This window comes from Rhizobium sp. P1_B8, assembly GCF_056406515.1.
The window spans coordinates 242039-263036 of the sequence record NZ_JBFTZZ010000006.1 but is presented as its reverse complement, the minus strand read 5'-3'; the positions used below and the strand labels follow the sequence as shown (position 1 = coordinate 263036).

General features: G+C 61.2%; 20 protein-coding genes. 15 read left to right on the top strand and 5 right to left on the bottom strand.

Going from position 1 to position 20998, the window contains the following annotated elements; translation table 11 throughout:
• Positions 1-68 precede the first annotated feature (68 nt).
• Positions 69-1049 (top strand): complex I NDUFA9 subunit family protein, encoded by a 981-nt coding sequence (locus AC1D2N_RS10890; RefSeq protein ID WP_130653466.1) that lies wholly within the window; start codon positions 69-71, stop codon positions 1047-1049.
• Between the two features lie 298 nt (positions 1050-1347).
• Here AC1D2N_RS10890 and AC1D2N_RS10885 read toward each other — a convergent pair whose 3' ends face one another.
• Positions 1348-1539 carry a transposase gene (locus AC1D2N_RS10885; RefSeq protein WP_376774783.1) on the bottom strand — a complete coding sequence of 64 codons (192 nt, stop codon included), beginning with the start codon at positions 1537-1539 and terminating at the stop codon, positions 1348-1350.
• Positions 1540-1731: 192 nt separating this feature from the next.
• Between AC1D2N_RS10885 and AC1D2N_RS10880 the strand changes: the two genes are divergently transcribed.
• Both AC1D2N_RS10880 and AC1D2N_RS10875 read left to right on the top strand, forming a co-directional pair.
• The gene (locus AC1D2N_RS10880; protein WP_047617365.1) at positions 1732-3111 is read left to right on the top strand and encodes a phytanoyl-CoA dioxygenase family protein; all 1380 of its coding nucleotides are present in this window, start codon (positions 1732-1734) and stop codon (positions 3109-3111) included.
• Positions 3112-3374: 263 nt separating this feature from the next.
• Positions 3375-3527 carry a hypothetical protein gene (locus tag AC1D2N_RS10875; RefSeq protein WP_003544729.1) on the top strand — a complete coding sequence of 51 codons (153 nt, stop codon included), beginning with the start codon at positions 3375-3377 and terminating at the stop codon, positions 3525-3527.
• A gap of 251 nt (positions 3528-3778) precedes the next feature.
• Here the strand turns inward: AC1D2N_RS10875 and AC1D2N_RS10870 are convergent, their stop codons facing one another.
• Positions 3779-4576: an undecaprenyl-diphosphate phosphatase gene (locus tag AC1D2N_RS10870; protein WP_130653465.1), complete on the bottom strand. Its 798-nt coding sequence runs from the start codon at positions 4574-4576 to the stop codon at positions 3779-3781.
• A 232-nt stretch (positions 4577-4808) separates the two neighbouring features.
• On the opposite strand from AC1D2N_RS10870, the gene AC1D2N_RS10865 reads away from it, so the two are divergent.
• The 9 genes from AC1D2N_RS10865 to AC1D2N_RS10825 all read left to right on the top strand — a co-directional run bounded on the left by AC1D2N_RS10865 (position 4809) and on the right by AC1D2N_RS10825 (position 14993).
• Positions 4809-5501, top strand: a complete 693-nt coding sequence (locus AC1D2N_RS10865; protein WP_003544722.1) for a glutathione S-transferase family protein — start codon at positions 4809-4811, stop codon at positions 5499-5501.
• 12 nt (positions 5502-5513) lie between these two features.
• Positions 5514-6671, top strand: a complete 1158-nt coding sequence (gene queG / locus AC1D2N_RS10860; protein WP_130653464.1) for a tRNA epoxyqueuosine(34) reductase QueG — start codon at positions 5514-5516, stop codon at positions 6669-6671.
• Positions 6671-7540 carry an SDR family oxidoreductase gene (locus AC1D2N_RS10855; RefSeq protein WP_130718674.1) on the top strand — a complete coding sequence of 290 codons (870 nt, stop codon included), beginning with the start codon at positions 6671-6673 and terminating at the stop codon, positions 7538-7540. Before queG ends, AC1D2N_RS10855 begins: the two co-directional genes overlap by 1 nt.
• Positions 7541-7947: 407 nt before the next feature.
• Positions 7948-8310, top strand: coding sequence for a septal ring lytic transglycosylase RlpA family protein (locus tag AC1D2N_RS10850; RefSeq protein WP_130653462.1), 363 nt, complete (start codon positions 7948-7950; stop codon positions 8308-8310).
• Positions 8311-8441: 131 nt separating this feature from the next.
• A complete protein-coding gene (locus AC1D2N_RS10845; protein ID WP_130653461.1) occupies positions 8442-9731 on the top strand; it encodes an RsmB/NOP family class I SAM-dependent RNA methyltransferase in 1290 nt (429 codons plus the stop codon).
• Between the two features lie 214 nt (positions 9732-9945).
• Positions 9946-11223 carry an imelysin family protein gene (locus AC1D2N_RS10840; RefSeq protein ID WP_130653460.1) on the top strand — a complete coding sequence of 426 codons (1278 nt, stop codon included), beginning with the start codon at positions 9946-9948 and terminating at the stop codon, positions 11221-11223.
• A 47-nt stretch (positions 11224-11270) separates the two neighbouring features.
• On the top strand, positions 11271-12809 hold the full coding sequence (locus AC1D2N_RS10835; RefSeq protein ID WP_130653459.1) for a di-heme oxidoreductase family protein: 1539 nt from the start codon (positions 11271-11273) through the stop codon (positions 12807-12809).
• Positions 12809-13909, top strand: coding sequence for an imelysin family protein (locus AC1D2N_RS10830; protein ID WP_130653458.1), 1101 nt, complete (start codon positions 12809-12811; stop codon positions 13907-13909). The genes AC1D2N_RS10835 and AC1D2N_RS10830 overlap by 1 nt, the downstream gene beginning before the upstream one ends.
• Before the next feature lie 4 nt (positions 13910-13913).
• The gene (locus tag AC1D2N_RS10825) at positions 13914-14993 is read left to right on the top strand and encodes a DUF1513 domain-containing protein (protein WP_018447894.1); all 1080 of its coding nucleotides are present in this window, start codon (positions 13914-13916) and stop codon (positions 14991-14993) included.
• 121 nt (positions 14994-15114) lie between these two features.
• Here AC1D2N_RS10825 and AC1D2N_RS10820 read toward each other — a convergent pair whose 3' ends face one another.
• A complete protein-coding gene (locus AC1D2N_RS10820; protein ID WP_130653457.1) occupies positions 15115-16191 on the bottom strand; it encodes a DUF2252 family protein in 1077 nt (358 codons plus the stop codon).
• A gap of 254 nt (positions 16192-16445) precedes the next feature.
• On the opposite strand from AC1D2N_RS10820, the gene AC1D2N_RS10815 reads away from it, so the two are divergent.
• From AC1D2N_RS10815 to guaA, 3 genes are all read left to right on the top strand, one after another.
• Positions 16446-16895: a PaaI family thioesterase gene (locus AC1D2N_RS10815; protein WP_003544704.1), complete on the top strand. Its 450-nt coding sequence runs from the start codon at positions 16446-16448 to the stop codon at positions 16893-16895.
• Positions 16892-17530, top strand: coding sequence for a 5'-methylthioadenosine/S-adenosylhomocysteine nucleosidase (locus AC1D2N_RS10810; RefSeq protein ID WP_018244421.1), 639 nt, complete (start codon positions 16892-16894; stop codon positions 17528-17530). The genes AC1D2N_RS10815 and AC1D2N_RS10810 overlap by 4 nt, the downstream gene beginning before the upstream one ends.
• Positions 17531-17622: 92 nt before the next feature.
• Positions 17623-19185: a glutamine-hydrolyzing GMP synthase gene (gene guaA, locus AC1D2N_RS10805; RefSeq protein ID WP_047617382.1), complete on the top strand. Its 1563-nt coding sequence runs from the start codon at positions 17623-17625 to the stop codon at positions 19183-19185.
• A gap of 97 nt (positions 19186-19282) precedes the next feature.
• On the opposite strand, the gene AC1D2N_RS10800 is transcribed toward guaA, so the two are convergent.
• The gene (locus tag AC1D2N_RS10800) at positions 19283-19882 is read right to left on the bottom strand and encodes an NADPH-dependent F420 reductase (protein ID WP_130653456.1); all 600 of its coding nucleotides are present in this window, start codon (positions 19880-19882) and stop codon (positions 19283-19285) included.
• A gap of 155 nt (positions 19883-20037) precedes the next feature.
• Positions 20038-20772, bottom strand: coding sequence for an SDR family NAD(P)-dependent oxidoreductase (locus tag AC1D2N_RS10795; RefSeq protein ID WP_130653455.1), 735 nt, complete (start codon positions 20770-20772; stop codon positions 20038-20040).
• Between the last annotated feature and the right edge of the window lie 226 nt (positions 20773-20998).

Here is a 20998-nt window from a genome sequence, read left to right as displayed (position 1 = left end):
CGTCGCGCCGGGATTCGGCTAAGACGAAGCCAATCAAGCATTCCGCACAGCCTTTCGAGGAGCCTGCCATGACCCTTGCCAACCTGCCGCCGCTCGTCACCGTGTTCGGAGGGTCCGGCTTCGTGGGCAGGCACGTGGTTCGGGCGCTGGCCAAGCGCGGCTATAACATCCGCGTCGCCGTGCGCCGTCCCGATCTCGCCGGCTTTCTGCAGCCGCTCGGCAATGTCGGCCAGATCTCCTTCGTGCAGGCGAACCTGCGCTACCGCAGCTCGATCGACCGGGCCGTCGACGGTGCGAGCCACGTCGTCAACTGCGTCGGCATTCTGCACGAAACCGGCCGCAACACTTTCGACGCCGTGCAGGAATTCGGCGGTCGTGCGATTGCTGAGGCGGCGCGCGGGGCAGGCGCGACGCTGACCCATATTTCGGCGATCGGCGCCGACGCGAAATCCGATTCGGACTATGGCCGCACCAAGGGTCGCGCCGAAACGGCCATCCTCTCGGTCAAGCCCGATGCGGTGATCTTCCGTCCGTCGATCGTCTTCGGACCGGAGGACAGCTTCTTCAACAAATTCGCCGAGATGGCGCGCATGTCGCCGATCCTGCCGCTCGTCGGCGGCGGCAAGACGAAATTCCAGCCTGTCTATGTCGAGGATGTCGCTGAGGCCGTCGCCCGTGCCGTCGACGGCAAGGTTGCCGGCGGCAAGGTCTATGAGCTTGGCGGGCCTGAGGTGCTGAGCTTCCGCGAATGTCTCGAGACGATGCTGAAGGTAACGTGCCGCAAGAACCCGCTGGTATCCCTGCCCTTCGGCATCGCTTCGATGATCGGCAGCATCGCTTCGCTGATCCCCTTCATAACGCCGCCGATCACGCCGGACCAGGTGCGCCTGCTGAAGCGCGACAATGTCGTCTCCCCGGAAGCCGAGGCGGAAGGCCGCACGCTGAAGGGCCTCGGCATTGCGCCCACCATGGTGGCATCGGTGCTTGGCTCCTACCTGGTGCACTATCGTCCGCACGGCCAGTACACCGGTACCGGCAAGGCCGCCTGACCATCTTTTCCGAGGAACGATAACGCCGTCCGCCGATACCGCGGGGGGCGTTTTGGCGTTGGCGCACCACGTACCGCCTAAATCGGAATCGATTAAGGAATTAGAGCTTTTCCGTTTTTCTGCGAATCATGGAAATGCTCTATCTCTTTGTTTTCACACAATTCCGGACGCAAAACCGTACTTTTACTGGAAAAACTCTAGGCCTGTTGAGATTCATTTCGGTGTCGATCATGGCGTGTTCCATGTCCGGGTCATCCGAGACGGCGTCGAAGATCCGCTCGGACACCTCCTTGGGCGACTAATCGTCGACGCGCTTGAAGACCGTATTCCAGTTGCCGAATTCTTTCGGCAAATCCCGCCGGGGACTATTGGTGCATGCCTTCCACAGGACCGCCTCCAGAAAAGCCGGTTGTGGCCGCCCCGCGGCCGGGATCGGTGATCTTGCCCTGACAATGGGCGCCGTCCTTTCCCATCGGGCGTCCGTCAACACTGTTCGAACCGTTCGAATCACGGCAAACTGCTCGCCATGGTAGATACAAATCGATCTGGCGGGTGTGAACGAAGAGACGAAACCGCTGACATTGGCGCCCAATCGCAATAGTGTCTCTCACCGCCCGAGGCCAATTAATGGCTTCAACTCTTGCGGAGGAGAATTAACGAACGAGACAAAGGAGGGGGACGAATGACGAGAACGGCCGGGGACCTGGATCCCAAAATATTGATGCAAAGTGTCGGACGCGACGAGTTGATGGCGTTCGCCCGCGATGGGTATCTGCATTTACGAGGGATCATACCGCAATCTAGTTGCGACTACCTGATCGAGCGGACTTGGTCCAAATTACCTGACCACTGGGTCAAAAATGACCCACAATCTTGGTGTGGTGACGTCCAAGACAGCTGTCACCTTGCTGATCTCAACTATCGGCGCGGCCTCGTTAAGTTCCAGAAGGGCGAACTTGTCGAAGATCAGGTCATTCACAAGAGTTTCGGGGCCGGATCGCCTTTAGAGCAAATTGCCTTGGGACTCATCGGTCGCCCTTTGAGGCAGATAAGAGTTCGAGGACTTTATCCCAATATCCCCGCCCCTGAACGTATGCGGCTGCGACAATTCACGACCCCACACGTTGAGGCACACCCGGCTCATCTTGTTGCACTTTGTTATCTAAGCAGCGTCGGCCCATCAGGAGGCGGCCTGCTTGTCTGGCCGGGGAGTCACCACTCGCTCTACAATGCGTTCTCATCCAAATTGGAGTTCGACAAGACTGCCAAATACGATCGTGAGCTTACTTATTGGGCCAAACGCAAGCCTATAGAACTTTGCGGATCTTCGGGTGACGTTATTTTGATTCACCACAGACTCTTTCACGCTCCCAGCCTGAATCGATCTGACGCCATCCGGTTCGCCTTTCTTTGCGATTACCTCTCCGAGGACTACAAAACATTGTGCACTGAACAGCCCAAACAGATCTGGGAAGACTGGGAGCCAATTCGATCCGTAGCTACAGAGTGCTCGGCCCTTCGCCACGATCAGCTGCCCCGCTGGACTGCCAGCGATACTCACTCGGATGTCGCACTTCACGCAACGCATTTCACTACGATCAACAAGCGCGAAGGAACCGAAATTGCCCGAGCACGTCGCAAAGGCGATATATGGCTATCGCTATCGAATTCAGTCGAGCGCGCCAATTCAACCTCTCTCGATCCGAGCGGTACGAAACTCGATGACGGAACTAAGATTAAAATAAACGGCAGACGCCCCGCCTCCATGAGCACTAACGGTATAACCGCACGCGCGCGTCTTCGAAACGGTACAAATTCAATAGAGATTTCGGGAACTGGCGGGCCTTGCCTGTTTCGGCTGATAAACATTCGGCTCCCCTTTTCAGAAAGCATTCTTGTGCATGAAGAGGTTATCGAGTTGGGAACCGACGGCTTTGCGCTGCAGGTCGACTATCGCATCGAGTCTGAATTGCTCTATTGCCAAAAAGGCCCAGCGCCGGCGCAGAAATACGGAAGTGCGAGAGGATGGCTCCGAAGAGCTTTAGAGCGTATCCGCATTTAGTTGAATCGGATGTTACAGCGCCCTTCGCGCGTCTTGAAAAGCGCACGGTGCTGTAATGCCGGCGCAAGCTCCACATGTTTTGGTGCGCACCACACTGAGTTCGTTGCATAAAAGACGCATCGGAATTTTTGTGGAATTAACGCCAAATTTAGCAGGAACGTTTATTGCTATTTGCCATTCCACTGACTACCAAACCCGCGCGTCTTCCAACGGACTCAACGCCTGCGGTCGCGTGCGGCAATCACTGTGAAAGGCATTTCTCGATGGGCAAGTCAATCGCGCTCCTGTTTGCGTGTGCGGCGCTGGTTATCCTTGCAGGCTCTTTCGTTGCGCCCGGTTCGGTCGCGGCGGTAAAGGGCGATTGTTCGCCGGCCTACGGCGTCGATCCTTGCTCGACGGCCTCGATCATCCATTGACGAAAGGCCGGCCCTGCGCCGGCATGCTGCTCCAAGCCAGCAGTCGACCGGAGCGCCTGAAACAGCGCGCTCCGCAATGAACGTTCAGTCTCGCCTGCACCAAAAACGGCGGCGGGCGCTTATCCCCTCAACATCGCCTATCTGAAAACCGGCGCCCTGCCGGCAATCCAGTGTCTATTCGAGAAGTCCGGCGGGCATTTGCATTTGCATTCGCGCAGGGAGTTGCGCGAATGCAATGCGGGACGGATGCCTCAGGCAATGAAGCCGGTCGCGGCCATGCCGAGCAGCAAGACGCCGAGAATGATGCGGTAGATAGCAAACAGGGTAAACCGGTTGCTTCTGATATAGGCAAGCAGCCATTTGACGGCGATGAAGGCGACGATCGTGGAGACGACGAAGGCGATGCCGAGCGCCGTCCAGTCTTCGCCCGCCGCTCCGCCATCCCTGAACGTCTTCAGCAATTCATAGCCGCTGGCGGCATACATTGTGGGTATGCCGACGAGAAAGGCGAATTCGGTCGCAGCGGCGCGGTTGCCGGTTCCAGCCAGCATGGCGACGAAAATCGTGGCGCCGGAGCGCGACGTTCCCGGGAAGACGCCGGCGACGATCTGGGCGATGCCGACCAGGATGGCGACAAGCCAGGTGATCTCTTTATGGGGCGGCCTGCGGGCGGCGGCCCATTCGGCAAAAATCATCCAGATACCGCCGATGATGAGCGCCCAGGCAATCGGCGTCGCGGTCTCCGGCAGTTCAAAGCCGAGCTTCTTGACGACCAGTCCAAGAACGGCGGTGATGAGAAAGGCGACGATCAGCTTGGCGGCATAATCGCGGTTGGCAGGATCGCGCCAGCCAAGCACCAGATCCAGCAGCCGACGCCAGTAAATGATGGTGACGGCGAGGATGGCGCCCGCCTGAATAACGATGTTGAACATATCGGACCGATGTCCGAGCCATTGCTCCGCAATGATCAGATGACCGGTGCTCGAGATCGGCAGGAACTCGGTGATCCCCTCTATGACGCCGAGAATTGCAGCATTTATATAATCCATACATTGTCTCCGGTTTAAAGTTCGGTCGGGCCTGAGCGCTTGGGCCGATCAGGCTGCCGCTTCCATTCGTTTGTTAGACCGTGTTTCGCCATTATCAGGTGGCCTGAAAAATCCGATTCGCTTGTATTGGCGGGGCCAAGCTCCTATAGCTTCAACCAATGAGTCATGACTAGGGCGCTATAATTGAGCTGCCACACAGTCCTGTAACAGCAATCACAACGCCCGAGTATCGATGCCCACGCTTTATCATCATCCCATGTCATCCGCATCTCGCTTCGTCCGGCTGATCCTGGCGGAATACGGCTATCAGGCGGATCTGATCGAAGAGCAGACATGGGAGAAGCGCCGGGATTTCCTGGCGCTCAATCCGGCCGGCACGCTGCCGGTCTATGTCGACGACAGCATGCGCGCGCTCTGCGGCGCGAGCGTCATTTCCGAGTATCTGGACGAGACGCATGGCGTCTTGAAGCGCGACCGGCGGCTGCTCGCCGAAGATCCTTTCCAGCGGGCGGAAATCCGCCGGCTGACCGAATGGTTCATGCAGAAAATGGAAAACGACGTGACCAAGCCGCTCGCCCGCGAGCGTGTCTACAAGTTGCAGATGACAGCGGATCAGGGCGGTGGAGCGCCAGATTCCAAGGTTTTACGCACGGCGCGCGCGAATATCCGCCAGCATATGCGCTATCTCACCTGGCTCGCCGGTTCGCGTCAGTGGCTGGCGGGCGAGCGGATGAGTTATGCCGACCTGGCCGCCGCGGCCTCGATCTCCATCCTCGATTATCTCGGCGAGATCGAGTGGGCGGATTCGCCCGTCGTCAAGGACTGGTACCAGCGGCTGAAGTCACGTCCCTCCTTCCGGCCGATGCTGACCGAGCGCGTGCGCGGACTGACACCGGTTTCACACTATGCCGATCTGGATTTCTGACGAGGGCTCTTCATGCCCGAACCTGACAATGACGACAAAGGGCGCCGCCGCCGCGACAATTTGACCGAGTTCGTTCGGGCGGAATCTGCTGCCAAGGGCTTCGATCTCTGCCGCATCACGCGCCCGGACGCGATCCCGCAAGCCAAGGAGCGTCTCGGCCAGTTCATCGATGCCGGGCGCCACGGGACGATGGACTGGATGGCGGAGACTCGCGACCGGCGCGGCGATCCGCGCACACTCTGGAGCGACGTGCGCTCCGTCGTCGTCTTCGGCTTGAATTACGCACCGGGGGAAGATCCCCGCGGTATCCTCGACAAGCCTGATAAAGCGGCAATTTCCGTTTACGCCCGCAACCGCGATTACCACGACGTCATCAAGGGCCGGCTGAAGGAAATCGCCACGCGCTTTGCGGCACGGGCCGGCGCCGACGTGAAGGTCTTCGTCGATACGGCGCCTGTCATGGAAAAGCCCTTAGCGGCGGCGGCGGGGCTCGGCTGGCAGGGCAAACATACCAATCTCGTCAGCCGCACGCACGGTTCCTGGCTGTTTCTCGGCACGATGTTCACCACCGCCGATCTTGCCATCGACGCGCCGGAGAGCGATCATTGCGGCTCCTGCCGCGCCTGTCTCGACATCTGTCCGACGGCTGCCTTTCCGGCGCCTTACCAGATCGACGCGCGGCGCTGCATCTCCTACCTCACCATCGAGCACAAGGGACCGATCGACGCCGATTTGCGAGTGCTGATCGGCAATCGAATCTATGGCTGCGACGACTGTCTTGCCGCCTGTCCCTGGAACAAGTTCGCAAGCTCCGCCTCCGAGATGAAGCTGCAGGCGCGGGAAGATCTGAAGGAGCCGTCGATCGCCTTTCTGCTGACGCTTGACGATGCCGCCTTCCGTACCTTTTTCAGCGGCTCGCCGGTGAAGCGGATCGGCCGCGACCGCTTCGTCCGCAACGTCCTGATCGCCGCCGGCAATTCCGGCGACAAGGTGCTCATCGGGCCATGTTGCGAGCTTTCGGACGATCCCTCGCCCGTAGTGCGCGGCATGGCGGTCTGGGCGCTTTCACGGCTGATGGAGGCTGGCGAATTCTCGGTCTTTGCCGCACAAAGGGCGGATGAGACAGATGACGACGTCCTGAACGAATGGCGATTGGCGGGAGTGGGCTGATGCATGTGATGATCTTTGGCTGCGGTTATTCCGGCACAGCGATCGCCAAGGCCTTTGCCGGCAACGGCGTGCGTGTTTCCGGCACCACGCGTTCGCCAGACAAGATGGACGTGCTCCGCCAGAATGGCATCGAAGCATTCCTTTTCGACGGCGAGAGCATGGACGAGGGGCTGCGCCGGGCGTTGACTGGTGTAACGCATCTCGCGCAGTCGATCGCGCCTGGAAAGGCCGACCCGCTGCTGCGGCTGCTTGACAAGGACGGCGCAAGCCTGCTGCCGAAGCTTGAATGGATCGCTTATCTCTCCACCGTCGGCGTCTATGGCGATCACAAGGGAGCCTGGGTGAGTGAGGAAACGCCGTGCCTGCCCATTTCCGGGCGGTCGAAGGAGCGGCTCGAGGCAGAAGAGGGCTGGCTGGCGATGGGCCAGGAGCGCGGTGTGCCGGCGGCGGTGCTCCGCCTTTCCGGGATCTATGGGCCGGGCCGCAACGCCTTCTGCAATCTGGCGAAGGGCACGGCGCGACGGCTGATCAAGAAGGACCAGGTGTTCAACCGCATTCGCGTCGAAGATATCGGTGCCGCGACCCACTTCCTGTCGGAGCGCGGCCTCGGCGGCATCTATAATGTCACCGACGACCGGCCCGGCCCGCCGCAGGATGTGATCGTCGAGGCAGCCCGCCTGATGGGCGTCGAACCGCCGCCCGAGCAAGCGTTCGAGACCGCCGAACTGACGCCGATGGCACGCTCCTTCTACGGCGAGAACAAACGCATCTCGAATGCGAAACTGAAGGCCACCGGCTTCGAATTCTCCTTCCCGAACTATCCGATGTCGCTTGCGCAATTGTGGCAGGACGGGCGCTGGCTTGGTTAGAATGCAGTCCTGTTTACGACGGGATGTACTCACCCAAAATGAGTAGGAAATTCCTACTTTGCCGCTTTGGCCGGACAATTTTCGCCGCATCTTATGGTTAACGGCCTTTAAATTTGCCCAAATGTGGCAGCAAATATGGCGAAATCGGAAAAATATTTTCGCGATTTTCGTGAACGCCAGGCCGTTAACTATCCCTTCGGAAAATTCGTTCGGATTTTAGCTGATTTTATTAGGTTTTTTCCACATTTGAGGGCGGCATGGATTCCTGAGATTCCATCACCGCACTCACGAATGTTACAGATTGTAATATTCCGTGAACACATCCGGCACTTTTTCGCCACTTTTTCGCAGATTTAAGCCCCGCCGCCTGCAAGGGCGTGAGTTCAATAGTTGAGGGATACTCTGTTTTGAAGAAAATACGTCGTTCTATTATCGTCGCCGCAACTATTGCCGCCTGTTCTTCCTTGCTTCCGGCGGAAGGTTTTGCTGCAAATGGCTGTGGCGGTGCTTCATGGTACGCACTTCGCTCCAAAACTGCTTCCGGGGAACGTATGAACCCTGCCATCTTGACTGCCGCACATCGTTCACTTGCTTTCGGCACCAAGGTGAAGGTCACCAACCGCAATAATGGCCGCACTGTCGTCGTTCGTATCAACGATCGTGGTCCGTTCATCCGTGGTCGTGTGATCGACCTGTCGCGCGCCGCCGCGCAGAATATCGGCATGGTGAGCTCCGGCACCGCGAAGGTTTGCTACCAGGTCATCAGCTGAGGCGCCGGAAGCGGCGCTTGCTCTTGCCGTCAATCGCGGTTACCACCCGGTTGAGACTTGTGAACAATCCACTGCGTGACTATCGCGTTTGCGCTGGTCGTTCACACGCCACGGCAACAGGAGACATGTGAATGCGTCTGGGCGGCCGCCTCGAAGGGGCGATTTCTGTGCTCGCGGACATCGATGCCCGCAAGCGGCCCGTCGCCGACGCGCTGAAAGACTGGGGCCTCGCGCACCGCTTCGCTGGTTCCGGCGATCGTGCTGCGATCGGCAACATCGTCTATGACGCACTGCGCATGCGGCTTTCCCATGCCTGGCTGATGGATGACGATAGTGCCGCGGCGATTGCCCATGCCGTCATGTTCCGCCAATGGGGTTTCACCCCGGACAGTCTTGCCACTGAGCTGGCGGATGACAAGTTTGCGCCGACGCCGCTTTCAGCCGACGCCGCCTCGGCCTTTCAAAGCCGCTCCCTCGACGATGCGCCGCCGCATATCCGCGGCGATATTCCCGAATGGGTCCAACCCTCCTTCGAACAGGCCTTCGGTTCCGGCTGGCTCGCCGAGGCACAGGCACTCGCCGCCCGCCCGACGCTCGATTTGCGCGCCAACCTGCTCAAGGCCTCCCGCGACAAGGTCGTCAAGGCGCTCGAAAGAGCCAACGCGCATGCAGCGAAGATCGCCCGCCACGGCATCCGGATTGCCGCCGGCGAAGGCGCCTCGCGTCTTCCCAACGTGACAGCCGAGCTTTCGTTCCAAAAGGGCTGGTTCGAAGTTCAGGACGAGGGATCGCAGATCGTCGCCGACCTGGTGCTCGCCCATGATGGCGAACAGGTTCTCGACTATTGCGCCGGCGGGGGCGGCAAGACGCTCGCCATGGCGGCGGCCATGCAGAACAAGGGACAGATTCACGCCTATGACGCCGACCGCAAACGGCTGGCGCCGATCATCGAGCGGCTGAAGCGGGCAGGCACGCGCAATGTCCAGGTGCATGACGACGCCAGGGCGCTCTCCGCCCTTGCCGAACGCTGCGACAAGGTGCTGGTCGACGCGCCCTGCACCGGCACCGGCACGTGGCGCCGCCGCCCCGATACGAAGTGGCGGCTGACGGCCAAGAACCTCGACGAACGCACGACCCAGCAGCAGGACGCGCTGGCGCAGGCGAGCAGCTTCGTCAAATCAGGCGGCGAACTGATCTACGTCACCTGCTCGGTCCTGCCTCAGGAGAACGAGCAACAGGCGCGCCGCTTCACGGCCGCCAATCCTGATTTTCAGATCGTCAGCGCCCTGCCTGCCTGGGACCAGCTCTTTGGAAAGGACGCCCCGCGTCCGCATTCTTCCGACGGCCTGACGGTGACTCTGACGCCCGCCTCCACCGACACGGACGGCTTCTTCTTTTGCCGTATGCAGCGGAAGGGCTGACGCGGCTTAGCGGAGGCCTGCAACGGATGGCGATGCCGCGGCGAAATGGCACGGTTGCTGCCGATTTTTCAAGCAGATGCCGTTCAAAAATGACCGGTTGGCCGCGCCTGTCCATTCTTAAAATCATTCCAAACTAGAGTGTTTGACACCAGTTTGCTTTTGCGCGAAGAGACGGAGCCCGATTAGACGGAAAATCCCGTCACAGGAGAGGATCATGAAGCTCAACCGCAAATTCCGCGCAGCCGTGCTGGCGATCGCCCCCGCCGCCCTGCTCGCCCTTCCCGCGCATGCCGAGACCGATGCCGCCGCCGTAGTGAAACACTATGCCGATCTGGCGCATGCGAAATACGAAGACTCGCTGACGACAGCCAAGGCGCTCGACTCCGCCATCGACGCCGTCCTGAAGGCGCCGACCGACGCGACGCTCAAGGCCGCCAGGGACGCCTGGATCAAGGCACGTGTTCCCTACCAGCAGACGGAAGTCTATCGCTTCGGCAATCCGATCGTTGACGACTGGGAAGGTAAGGTCAACGCATGGCCTCTCGATGAAGGCCTGATCGACTATGTCGATGCCTCCTACGGCACCGAGAGCGACGAAAACTCTCTCTATGTGGCAAATGTCATCGCCAACAAGACGATCAAGATCGACGGCAAGGATGTCGACGCCTCCAAGCTGACGCCGGAATTCCTCTCCGGCACGCTGGCCGAGGCCGGCGGCATCGAAGCCAACGTCGCGACCGGCTATCATGCCATCGAATTCCTGCTCTGGGGTCAGGATCTGAACGGCACGGGGCCTGGCGCCGGCGACCGTCCGGCAACGGATTACGATCTCAAGAATTGCACGCACGGCAATTGCGATCGTCGCGCCGAATATCTGAAATCCGCCTCCACCCTGCTCGTTTCCGACCTGCAGGAAATGACCGACAACTGGACGCCGGACGGTGCTGCGACGAAGAACGTCGAAGCCGATCCGAAGGCCGGTCTCGTCGCGAGCCTGACGGGCATGGGTTCGCTTTCCTACGGCGAGCTTGCCGGGGAGCGCATGAAGCTCGGCCTGTTGCTGCACGATCCCGAGGAAGAGCATGATTGCTTCTCGGACAATACCTACAACTCGCATCTCAACGACGCGATCGGCATCGCCGCCGCCTATACCGGCAACTATACCCGCGTCGACGGCACCAAGCTCAGCGGCCCGTCGCTGCACGATCTGGTGGCCGCCAAGGACAAGGCGCTCGATGCCGAAGTGGAAGGCAAGCTCAACAAGACGCTCGATGCGATGAACGCCATGGCTAAGCGCGGCGAGACGGTCGAGAAGTACGACCAGATGATCGCCGAGGGCAACAAGGAAGGCAATGCCGTCGTCCAGGCCGCCATCGACGGGCTGATCGACCAGACGAAATCGGTGCAGCGCGTTATTGCCGCACTCGATCTCGGCACGGTTCAGCTTGAAGGTTCCGACAGCTTGGATAATCCTAACGCCGTCTTCAAATAAGCAAAAAGGCGGGCCGCTTCGAAAACCGGAGCGGCCCGGACCCTGAAATGTCGCATGCCCCGGCCCGCCGATTGATCGCCAGCGCAGTGCTCTGCGCTACGCTTGCCGGTTTTTCCGTCAGCATCGCCGCCGGTTTCGATCTGCCGACGAAACGCACCGACCTTTCCGAGGCCGATCTGAAACGTGTCGCCGACGTCACCCGGCCGACGGCGGATTTTTCCAAGGCAGAACAATACGAAGCGATGCAGGCAGGGGCGACGACCTCGATCGACCCCGTCACCGAGGACAGCTTCTCGCATATTTCGGCCAACATCCCCTTCGACGAAGAGCAGAATTTCAAGCTCGGCAACGCGCTCTTCCGCAAGCTCTGGGTTTCCGCTCCCTCCTCGACGCAGGCCTCCGATGGTCTCGGGCCGCTCTTCAACGCCCGCTCCTGCATGAGCTGCCATGTCAATGACGGCCGCGGCAAACCGCCGGAGGGGGGCCCGAGCGCCACCTCGATGTTGCTGCGGCTTTCCCGCGCGGCCACGACGCCGGCGGAAGAAAAGGCAATCGCGAGTGCTGATGTCGTCAACTTTCCCGATCCGGTCTACGGCCATCAGCTGCAGGACCTCGCCGTTCCCGGCCTTGCTGCCGAAGGAAAGATGGCGATCAGCTACCAGGAAGAGAGGGTAACGCTCGGCGACGGCGAGACCGTGTCGCTGCGCCGGCCGAGCTATGCGGTTGTCAATCCCGCTTATGGACCGCTCGATCCCGCGACGACGATTTCGCCGCGTGTCGCCTCGGCGATGATCGGCCTCGGACTGATCGAGGCCATTCCCGAAGCCGATATCCTCGCCCATGCCGATCCGGACGATACCGATGGCGACGGTATTTCGGGGAAGGCGGCGATTGTGCGCGACCATCGCAGCGGCAAGATCGCGCTCGGACAATTCGGCTGGAAGGCACAGAACGCCACGGTGCGCGACCAGAGTGCGGATGCCTTCGCCAATGATATCGGCATCTCGACGCCCGATCAGCCGAAGGCGCAGGGCGACTGCACCAGGGCAGAAGAAAAATGCCTTGATATGCCGAGCGGGGTGCAGAAACGCCTCGGCGCGCAAGAAGCGCCGGGTCCCATTCTCGACCTCGTGACCTTCTATTCTGAAAATCTCGCGGTTCCCTCGCGCCGCAAGGCAAGCTTCCCCGAGACGCTGAGGGGCAAGCGGATCTTCTACGAAACCGGCTGCATTTCCTGCCATGTGCCGAAATTCGTCACCCGCCGGGATACGCCGGACAAGGCACAATCCTTCCAGCTGATCTGGCCCTATTCCGACTTTCTCCTGCACGATATGGGCGACGGTCTTGCCGACGGGCAACAGGTTGGCCTTGCAAGCGGACGTGAATGGCGCACGCCGCCGCTATGGGGTATAGGACTGACCCGGACTGTCAGCGGACACAGCTTTTTCCTGCATGACGGCCGTGCGCGGAGCCTCACCGAGGCGATTCTCTGGCATGGCGGCGAAGCTGAAAAGGCCCGCAACGCTTTCTCCTCCCTGTCGACCGACGACAGGGCGGCCCTGATTACATTCCTGGAGTCACTTTGATGCGCCTTTGGCACCCCCTGCTCTGCCTTCCTCTGATCGGCCTCGCGACATCAGCGGCCGCCCAGACGGCCACTCCCCAGGCAGGGCTGAACGAGGATGCCGTTCCCGCCGTCATGCAGCGCGCCGTCGACGAGGTGATCCGTCCCGGCTATCGCAACATGCAGCAATCGGCCGCCCGGCTGACGACGGCGATGAAGGATCTTTGCGCCGACGGCACGCAGCAGACGCTCGACAAAGCGAAGTCCACCTTCGACGACACGATCCGCTATTGGTCGATCATCGAGATCGTCCAGACCGGGCCTGTTATCCAGGACAATCTCTTCGAGCACATCCTGTTTTATCCCGACCGCAAGGGCGTCGGCCTCAAGCAGGTGCAGGCGCTGATCGCCAAGGCCGATCCGAAGGATGCGACCGTTGATGCGATCGCCGGCAAGAGTGTTGCGTTGCAAGGCCTGACGGCGCTGGAATACGTGCTTTACGGCAATGGCTCCGACGATCTCGTCGGGCAGAAGGGCAGCTTCCGCTGCCTTTACGGCCAGGCGGTCGCCGGCAATATCCAGCGTGAGGCCGGCGAAGTCGTCGCCGCCTGGGAAAAGCCCGATGGCGTGCAGGCGAGCTGGAAACATCCAGGCCCGCAGAGCAACGATTTCATGGACAACAAGGAAGCGGTGACGGCGCTGCTCGGCATTCTCGTCCATGGTGCGGAGAATGTCCGCGACCAGCGGCTGGAACAGTTCTACAAGGGCAAGGACTCCGCGCCACGGCCGCGCATGGCGATCTACTGGCGCTCCAAAAATACCTGGAAATCGATGGCCGCCAATCTGGAGGGCCTGCGCACGCTCTGGCAGAAGGCCGGCATGGCCGAGCTGCTGCCGCCGGACAAGCAGCCGATTGCCGCCTCGATCGACCAGGACTTCAAATCGCTGCTCGACAGCGTGCCGAAGCTCAATCCCGACATCGATGTCGCCACAAGCGATGCGGAGAAGGCCAAGCTCGATACGCTGCTTGCCGACAGCCGCGACCTGATCACCCGGATCAGCGACGAATATGGCGCGGCCATCGGCCTTTCAGCCGGCTTTTCCTTTTCGGACGGAGACTGAGACGATGATGCCAAGTGCCGCGATCGACCGACGCAACTTCGTCAAGGCGGCCGGCCTTGGCTTCCTTGCGGCCTTGGCGCCGAGGTCGCTGATGGCGCTGGAGCGGGCCGATGCGGTCTATGCATCGGGCATTCGTGCAGCCGACGGCTCCTTTGCCATTGCGACCGTGACCGAGCGTGGCGAGATCGTCGATCAAGTGGCGCTTCCCGCCCGCGCTCACGGCATGGCCTTCAGCGCCAGCACCGGCAAGACTGTCGCCTTCGCGCGCCGGCCCGGCACCTATGCGATGATCTTCGATCCCTGGAACAAAAGCGAGCCCGTTGTGATCAACTCCAGGGAGGACCGGCATTTTTACGGCCACGGCGCCTTCTCTCCCGATGGTCGTTTGCTCTACGCCAGCGAGAACGACTTCGACGGTAATCGCGGCATGATCGGCCTCTACGACGCCAGCGACCGCTTCGCCCGCATCGGCGAATTCGAGACCTACGGCATCGGTCCGCACGACATGACCGTTTCCGAGGACGGACGCCTTTTGATCGTCGCCAATGGCGGCATCGAGACGCATCCGGATTTCGGCCGCACCAAGCTCAATCTCGGCGAGATGCAGCCATCGCTGGCGCTGATCGATGCGGCAACCGGGGCGCTGGTCGAAAAACATCTGCTGCCGGCGGAATGGGCAGAACTCTCCACCCGCCACGTCGATCTCGACGGCGAGGGCCGCATCTGGTTCGCCTGCCAGTATGAAGGCCACCGCAAGGATTTGCCGCCGCTCGTCGGCCATTTCGCCAAGGGTGAAGATCTCTCCTTCATCGACCTGCCGGAGGAGACGACGCGCAGGCTTGCCAATTACGTCGGGGCGATCGCCGTCAATCGCAGCGAAGGTCTTGTCGGCATCACCTCGCCGAAGGGCGGCGCCTCGGTGACCCTTGATGCAAAGTCGGGCAAGGTGCTGGCCGAGACCGTCGTTCCCGATGCGGCGGGCATTGCGCCGGCAAGAGGCGGCTTTGCCGTCTCCTCCTATGATGGCGATTTCCTGTCGACCCGCAGCGACGTCGCCTGGGATCAGCACATCGTGCGGATTTAGAGCTGTTCAGCTTTTAACGGAAGCGCAGAACCGCTCTATCCTTTTGTTTTTACGCAATTCCCGGCAAAACCGCTTCGCGCTTTGCCTGGGAAAACCGCTTCGCGCTTTGCCTGGAATTGCTCTAGGTGGCGCGGGAATAGGCTTTCTGCTCGGCGCTGACGCTCGATGCCGCCGCCCCTGCCGCCTCGTGCAGCCAATCGTTTCCCCGCACCGCCAAGTCCTTCAGGATCGCTGCAACCGCCGCCGCATCGTCGGAATGGCAATTGGCGATCTCGAAGCCCATCAGTTCCAGCATCGTCGGCGCAAGCAAGATCTCGGGATGCCGGTCGATTTCAATCTTGCAGCTGTTCGGCGAGAGCCGGCGCACGAGGATACGACCGGAGACCCGGTAGTGAGGATCGGCTGAGCGCGCCCGTCCATTGGCGATCTCGTCCGCATGGATCGCCACGTCCTGCGGCCTGTGGCGAAGCGTCCAGACGGACGACAGCAGCGCCTTTGCCTCGCGCAGCACCGGCCCACCCTGCCATTCGGCATAGGCGACGAAACGCGGCCGGCCGAGGCTGCCGGTGCCGCCGCTGCGCGGCTTCGGCACGAAAGGCCCTGCCCCGGACGGCAGCGCGGCGGCGAGCGCCTTGATATAGGCTGATGGCGGCGGCTTGCTGCCGGGAAGCAACATTTCGTATTTCTCCCAGAATTCCCGGCGTTCGGAATTCGGCAGCATCAGCGCCTTGCGCAGCCATTTGTGGTCGCGCTCGAGGATGACGGGCAACGGATTTTCAAGGCCCCTGCGATAGCCGCTCAAGATCAATTCGCCGATCATGCGAACCGAGGGACCGTTGTCGCCGCGCGCCAGGATGGCGCTTGCCGCAAGGCGAACGAGATCCAGCGCATAGGGCATCACCGCCGCGTCGTCGAAATCATTGACGCCCCAGACGAGCCGGCCCTCGATGTCGCGCCAGGTGCCGAAATTCTCCAGATGCGTATCGCCGATCGCCAACACCTCGGGCACGGAGCCAAGTTCCGGGCAGATATCGAGGATGATCTCGCACCAGCGCCAATAGGTGGCGCGCAGGAAGACGAAATCGCCGCTTCGCATCTTCTCGCGCTTCTCCCGGAGATCGTCCTTGACGAGATCATCGCCGAGTTCGCCGGCCAGCCAGGTCTCGAAATTCCGGACCGATTGCGATATCGTCGTCATGCTGGCGCTCCATCATTTCGCGACCCGGTGCGGAGAATACGCGCACTGCGCGAAGCTGCAATCGTCTTCGCATCGGATCGCCACAATCCAGCGGTACTGGCCAGCTGTACCGGCTTGCGCGGCGACGCAAAGGTGAAAGGTTGCCCCGGCGACACGGTCCCGGGTTTCCATCGCCGCCCGGACCGATTTCAGCAATGTCCAGCTTGTCGAATGCGGCGCGCCATGCCACTTTCGCGGCTGCAAGAGGGGCAGACATGAGCGAGACTGACAGGGGCGATTTCCGCGCGCGAATCCGCCGCAATTTTGCGCGCCAGGCGGCGATGGAAACGATCGGCGCGGAGCTGACGCGCGTCGAGCACGGCGTCGTCGAGATCGAGCTTCCCTTCGACGTCAAGCTGACACAGCAGCACGGCATCCTGCATGCGGGCATCATTTCCGCAGCGCTCGATTCGGCCTGCGGCTTTGCTGCCTACAGCGTCATTGACCCGGAAGCCTCGATCCTGACGATCGAGTTCAAGGTCAATCTCATGTCGCCGGGGCGTGGCGATCGCTTCCTGTTTCGCGGGGAAATCACCAAACCCGGCTCCACCATCATCGTCGCCGACGGACGAGGCTACGCGATCAGCGACGGGCCGGCCAAACTCATCGCCTCCATGACCGGAACGATGATGGTGATCCGCGGTAGAGAGGGCATTACGGGATGAAGTTCGAACTGAAATCGGTCGCGGGGAAATCCATCCTTTTCGTCATGGCAGCGGAGGCCGAATACGGTCCCTTCCTGCGTTCGCGCATCGAACCTTTGATGACTGGCGTCGGCCCGGTCGAGGCAGCCATCGCGCTGAGCAAGACATTGGCGCGGCTGGATGCAGTCGACGAACTGCCCGATCTCGTCGTGTCCCTCGGTTCGGCCGGCTCCGCGAAACTGGAGCAGACCGAAGTCTATCAGGTGACCTCGGTTTCCTACCGCGACATGGACGCCTCGCCGCTCGGCTTCGAAAAGGGCAAGACACCCTTTCTCGACCTGCCCGCAACGCTCGAACTGCCGCTGCGCATTCCCGGCATTGCCGAAGCAAGTCTTTCCACCGGCGGCAACATCATTTCGGGCGCCGCCTACACAGGTATCGACGCCGACATGGTCGACATGGAGACCTATGCGGTGCTGCGCGCCTGCCAGGGCTACAAGCTGCCGCTGATCGGCCTTCGCGGCATTTCCGACGGCGCCGTCGAGCTGCAGCATATTTCGGGCTGGACCGAATATCTGCACATCGTCGACCGCAAGCTCTCTTACGGCGTCGACAGCCTGTTCACCGCACTGGAGGACGGGGTATTCTGGTTCTGAGCCCTTGAATGCGGGACAATTGGAACAATAAAAACCCGATACCGCCGATTTCCCGCATTGCCAGGCGAAGCGCTTTTCATTAAAGCCTCGCCATGACCCAGACAGCACATCCCGACTCCGTTCTCATCGTCGATTTCGGCAGCCAGGTGACCCAGCTCATCGCACGTCGCGTGCGCGAGGCTGGCGTCTATTGCGAGATCGTTCCCTTCCAATCGGCCGAAGAGGGCTTCAACCGCCTGCAGCCGAAGGCCGTGATCCTGTCCGGCAGCCCGGCTTCCACGGTGGACGAGGGATCGCCGCGAGCGCCTCAGATCATCTTCGACAGCGGCCTGCCAGTCTTCGGCATCTGCTACGGCCAGCAGACGATGTGCATGCAGCTCGGCGGCAAGGTCGAGAGCGGACATCACCGCGAATTCGGCCGCGCCTTCCTCGAGGTCGACAGGGACTGCCAGCTGTTCGAGGGCCTGTGGTCCTCCGGCTCGCGCCACCAGGTCTGGATGAGCCATGGCGACCGCGTCACCGCGCTGCCAGATGGTTTCGAGGTGGTCGCCACCTCCTCCAACGCCCCCTACGCCTTCATTGCCGACGAGAAGCGCAAATATTACGGCGTGCAGTTCCACCCGGAAGTCGTGCATACGCCTGATGGCGCCAAGCTGATCGGCAACTTCATTCACAACATCGCCGGCATCAAGGGTGACTGGTCGATGTCGGCTTATCGCCAGAAGGCGGTCGAGCAGATCCGCGCGCAGGTGGGCGACAAGCGCGTCATCTGCGCGCTTTCGGGCGGCGTCGACAGTTCCGTCGCAGCGCTCTTGATCCACGAGGCCGTCGGCGACCAGCTGACCTGCATCCTCGTCGACCACGGGCTGATGCGCAAGGACGAGGCAGCCGGCGTCGTCGCCATGTTCCGCGAGCATTACAATCTGCATCTGCTGCATGTCGATGCTTCCGACCGCTTCATCGGCGAACTCGAAGGCGTCAGCGACCCGGAAACCAAGCGCAAGATCATCGGCCGGCTGTTCATCGAGACCTTCGAGGAAGAGGCCAAGAAGCTCGGCGGCGCCGATTTCCTCGGCCAAGGCACGCTCTATCCCGACGTCATCGAAAGCGTTTCCTTCACCGGCGGCCCGTCGGTGACGATTAAATCGCACCACAATGTCGGCGGCCTGCCGGAGCGCATGAAGATGCAGCTCGTCGAGCCGCTGCGCGAGCTCTTCAAGGACGAGGTGCGCGCGCTTGGCCGCGAGCTCGGCCTGCCCGACAGCTTCATCGGCCGCCACCCCTTCCCGGGCCCCGGCCTTGCCATCCGCTGCCCCGGCGGCATCACCCGCGAAAAGCTGGAGATCCTGCGCGAGGCCGATGCGATCTATCTCGACGAAATCCGCAAGGCCGGCCTCTACGACGCTATCTGGCAGGCTTTTGCGGTGCTGCTGCCAGTCCAGACGGTCGGCGTCATGGGCGACGGGCGCACCTATGAATTCGTCTGCGCGCTGCGCGCTGTCACCTCCGTCGACGGCATGACGGCGGACTTCTACCACTACGACATGGAATTCCTCGGCCGCGCCGCGACCCGCATCATCAACGAGGTGCGCGGCATCAACCGCGTGGTCTATGATGTTACGTCGAAGCCGCCTGGCACGATCGAGTGGGAGTGACGCGGAGTACCGTGGGGTAGTATCGGATGGCAGAGGACACTCGAGAGAATCCTAGGCCATCGTACTTCTCGGGCCAAATCACACGGCCTTAGATCGATTACTGCTCCTTCTTGAACAAATCCTGGAAGATGAGCCGGCCCCACGTGCGGCCGCGTGCGTGCACCAGCGCGCCACCCTCGTTGAGCTTTCCCAGCTTGACGGGTGCGAACCCGAGTTGTTTGGCCAAATCCGCCACGGGAGCGATCGCGTCCTCGTCGTCGCTCGACAGAAAGACGACCCGGTGGCCGCCCTCGACGACCGGATCGGTAGCCAGGGTGGCGGCAATCAAGTGATTGAGCCCTTTCACGAACTTGGCGCCGGTGAACGACTTCGCTGCGAAGGCGGAGGACGGGAGACCGTCCAGCTCTTCAAGGGGAACCAACGCGTTCATCGCGTCGATGACTGTCTTGCCTTCCCAGTTCGGCAGAGCCTTCGCAACCTCGCGATGCTCCCCGAACGGGACCGCCAGGATGATCGTGTCGGCCTCGAGTGCATCCTGCAGCGACTTGGCGACGACCGTGGGTCCAATCGCCCGCGCCTGAGGCGCCAACGCCTCGGGCGGCCGGCGGCTGGCGACGGCCACCTTGATGTTCTTACGGGCGAAGGCGTGGGCGAGGGCCTGGCCTATCTTACCAAATCCTACAATCGCATAGCTCATAGTGCTTTTCCGATCCGTGTTGCTATTAATTCCCCGGCCGCCAACGGCGATGGATTATCCGTTTCGCTGCATGGCGACCTTCGCGTAGACGTCCCGCCGTGAACGACTTCGGCGTGGGTGGACGGGTCAGCCACGTCCAGCGATCCGGCGCGAATTCAGGTGGCCGAGAAGCCGCCGTCGACAGACAGCTCCACCCCATTCACGAAGCTCGAATCGTCTGAAGCAAGAAACAGCGCCACCGCCGCAATTTCCTCAGGACGACCCATCTTTCCCCGCGGGATCAGAGATTCGAACATCCGCTTCGCCTCCTCGGTGAGAACTTGGTCCTGCATCGGTGTGGCGATCGGCCCCGGGCTCAGCACGTTCACCCGGATATTCCTGCCCTTCAGTTCGTTGAGCCAAGTGCGTGCGAATGAGCGCAACGCCGCCTTGCTCGCCGAATACACGCCGTAACCAGGAAAACCTTTCACCGAAGCAACTGACCCGGTCATGAAGATCGATCCGCCATCGTTGAACAGCGGCAGCGCCTTCTGAACCGTAAACAGCGTGCCGCGCGTATTCAGGTTGAAGGCCGCATCAAAATGCTGCTCGGTAATCTCGCCCAGTGGGACGGCTTCGCCCATGCCGGCGCTCGCGTACAGGACGTCGATCCTGCCCTTTTCCCGCTTGACCGTGTCGAACAGACGGTCGAGGTCGTCGAGATTGGCCGCGTCGCCGCGCACGCCGGTCACGTTCCGGCCAATCAACTTGACGGCCTCGTCCAGCGCCTCCTGCCTCCGGCCCGTGATGAAAACATAGGCGCCTTCTTCAACGAACCGCTTGGCGCTCGCCAGCGCCATGCCGCTCGATCCACCCGTGATGACTGCAACCTTACCCTCAAGCTTTCCCATGACTTCTCCTTCCAGGCTCCGCCTTTGATCGTTCGGGGACGCCCCCGAGACCCTCAAATAGGTCCGCCGGAGTCAGGCGTTGAGTGCGGAAGCGTGCACATCGGTGGTGCAAAATCGATCCGGCTGGACGACTGACGCCAGCCGCGACGATCGGTGTCTGTCGTTCGGAATTGGGCCGCGCTCGTCGACATAAGCTATGATGACAGCCCGTACTGCTGTACGACGC

Bases quoted from the DNA above. Each gene is read 5' to 3' on its own strand.
- AC1D2N_RS10865 (WP_003544722.1), top strand. From the start codon at position 4,809: ATGCCCACGCTTTATCATCATCCCATGTCATCCGCATCTCGCTTCGTC.
- AC1D2N_RS10845 (WP_130653461.1), top strand. From the start codon at position 8,442: ATGCGTCTGGGCGGCCGCCTCGAAGGGGCGATTTCTGTGCTCGCGGAC.
- AC1D2N_RS10815 (WP_003544704.1), top strand. From the start codon at position 16,446: ATGAGCGAGACTGACAGGGGCGATTTCCGCGCGCGAATCCGCCGCAAT.
- queG (WP_130653464.1), top strand. From the start codon at position 5,514: ATGCCCGAACCTGACAATGACGACAAAGGGCGCCGCCGCCGCGACAAT.
- AC1D2N_RS10800 (WP_130653456.1), bottom strand. From the start codon at position 19,882: ATGAGCTATGCGATTGTAGGATTTGGTAAGATAGGCCAGGCCCTCGCC.
- AC1D2N_RS10840 (WP_130653460.1), top strand. From the start codon at position 9,946: ATGAAGCTCAACCGCAAATTCCGCGCAGCCGTGCTGGCGATCGCCCCC.
- AC1D2N_RS10810 (WP_018244421.1), top strand. From the start codon at position 16,892: ATGAAGTTCGAACTGAAATCGGTCGCGGGGAAATCCATCCTTTTCGTC.
- AC1D2N_RS10830 (WP_130653458.1), top strand. From the start codon at position 12,809: ATGCGCCTTTGGCACCCCCTGCTCTGCCTTCCTCTGATCGGCCTCGCG.
- AC1D2N_RS10870 (WP_130653465.1), bottom strand. From the start codon at position 4,576: ATGGATTATATAAATGCTGCAATTCTCGGCGTCATAGAGGGGATCACC.
- AC1D2N_RS10880 (WP_047617365.1), top strand. From the start codon at position 1,732: ATGACGAGAACGGCCGGGGACCTGGATCCCAAAATATTGATGCAAAGT.
- AC1D2N_RS10855 (WP_130718674.1), top strand. From the start codon at position 6,671: ATGCATGTGATGATCTTTGGCTGCGGTTATTCCGGCACAGCGATCGCC.
- guaA (WP_047617382.1), top strand. From the start codon at position 17,623: ATGACCCAGACAGCACATCCCGACTCCGTTCTCATCGTCGATTTCGGC.
- AC1D2N_RS10835 (WP_130653459.1), top strand. From the start codon at position 11,271: ATGTCGCATGCCCCGGCCCGCCGATTGATCGCCAGCGCAGTGCTCTGC.
- AC1D2N_RS10875 (WP_003544729.1), top strand. From the start codon at position 3,375: ATGGGCAAGTCAATCGCGCTCCTGTTTGCGTGTGCGGCGCTGGTTATC.
- AC1D2N_RS10795 (WP_130653455.1), bottom strand. From the start codon at position 20,772: ATGGGAAAGCTTGAGGGTAAGGTTGCAGTCATCACGGGTGGATCGAGC.
- AC1D2N_RS10820 (WP_130653457.1), bottom strand. From the start codon at position 16,191: ATGACGACGATATCGCAATCGGTCCGGAATTTCGAGACCTGGCTGGCC.
- AC1D2N_RS10890 (WP_130653466.1), top strand. From the start codon at position 69: ATGACCCTTGCCAACCTGCCGCCGCTCGTCACCGTGTTCGGAGGGTCC.
- AC1D2N_RS10825 (WP_018447894.1), top strand. From the start codon at position 13,914: ATGATGCCAAGTGCCGCGATCGACCGACGCAACTTCGTCAAGGCGGCC.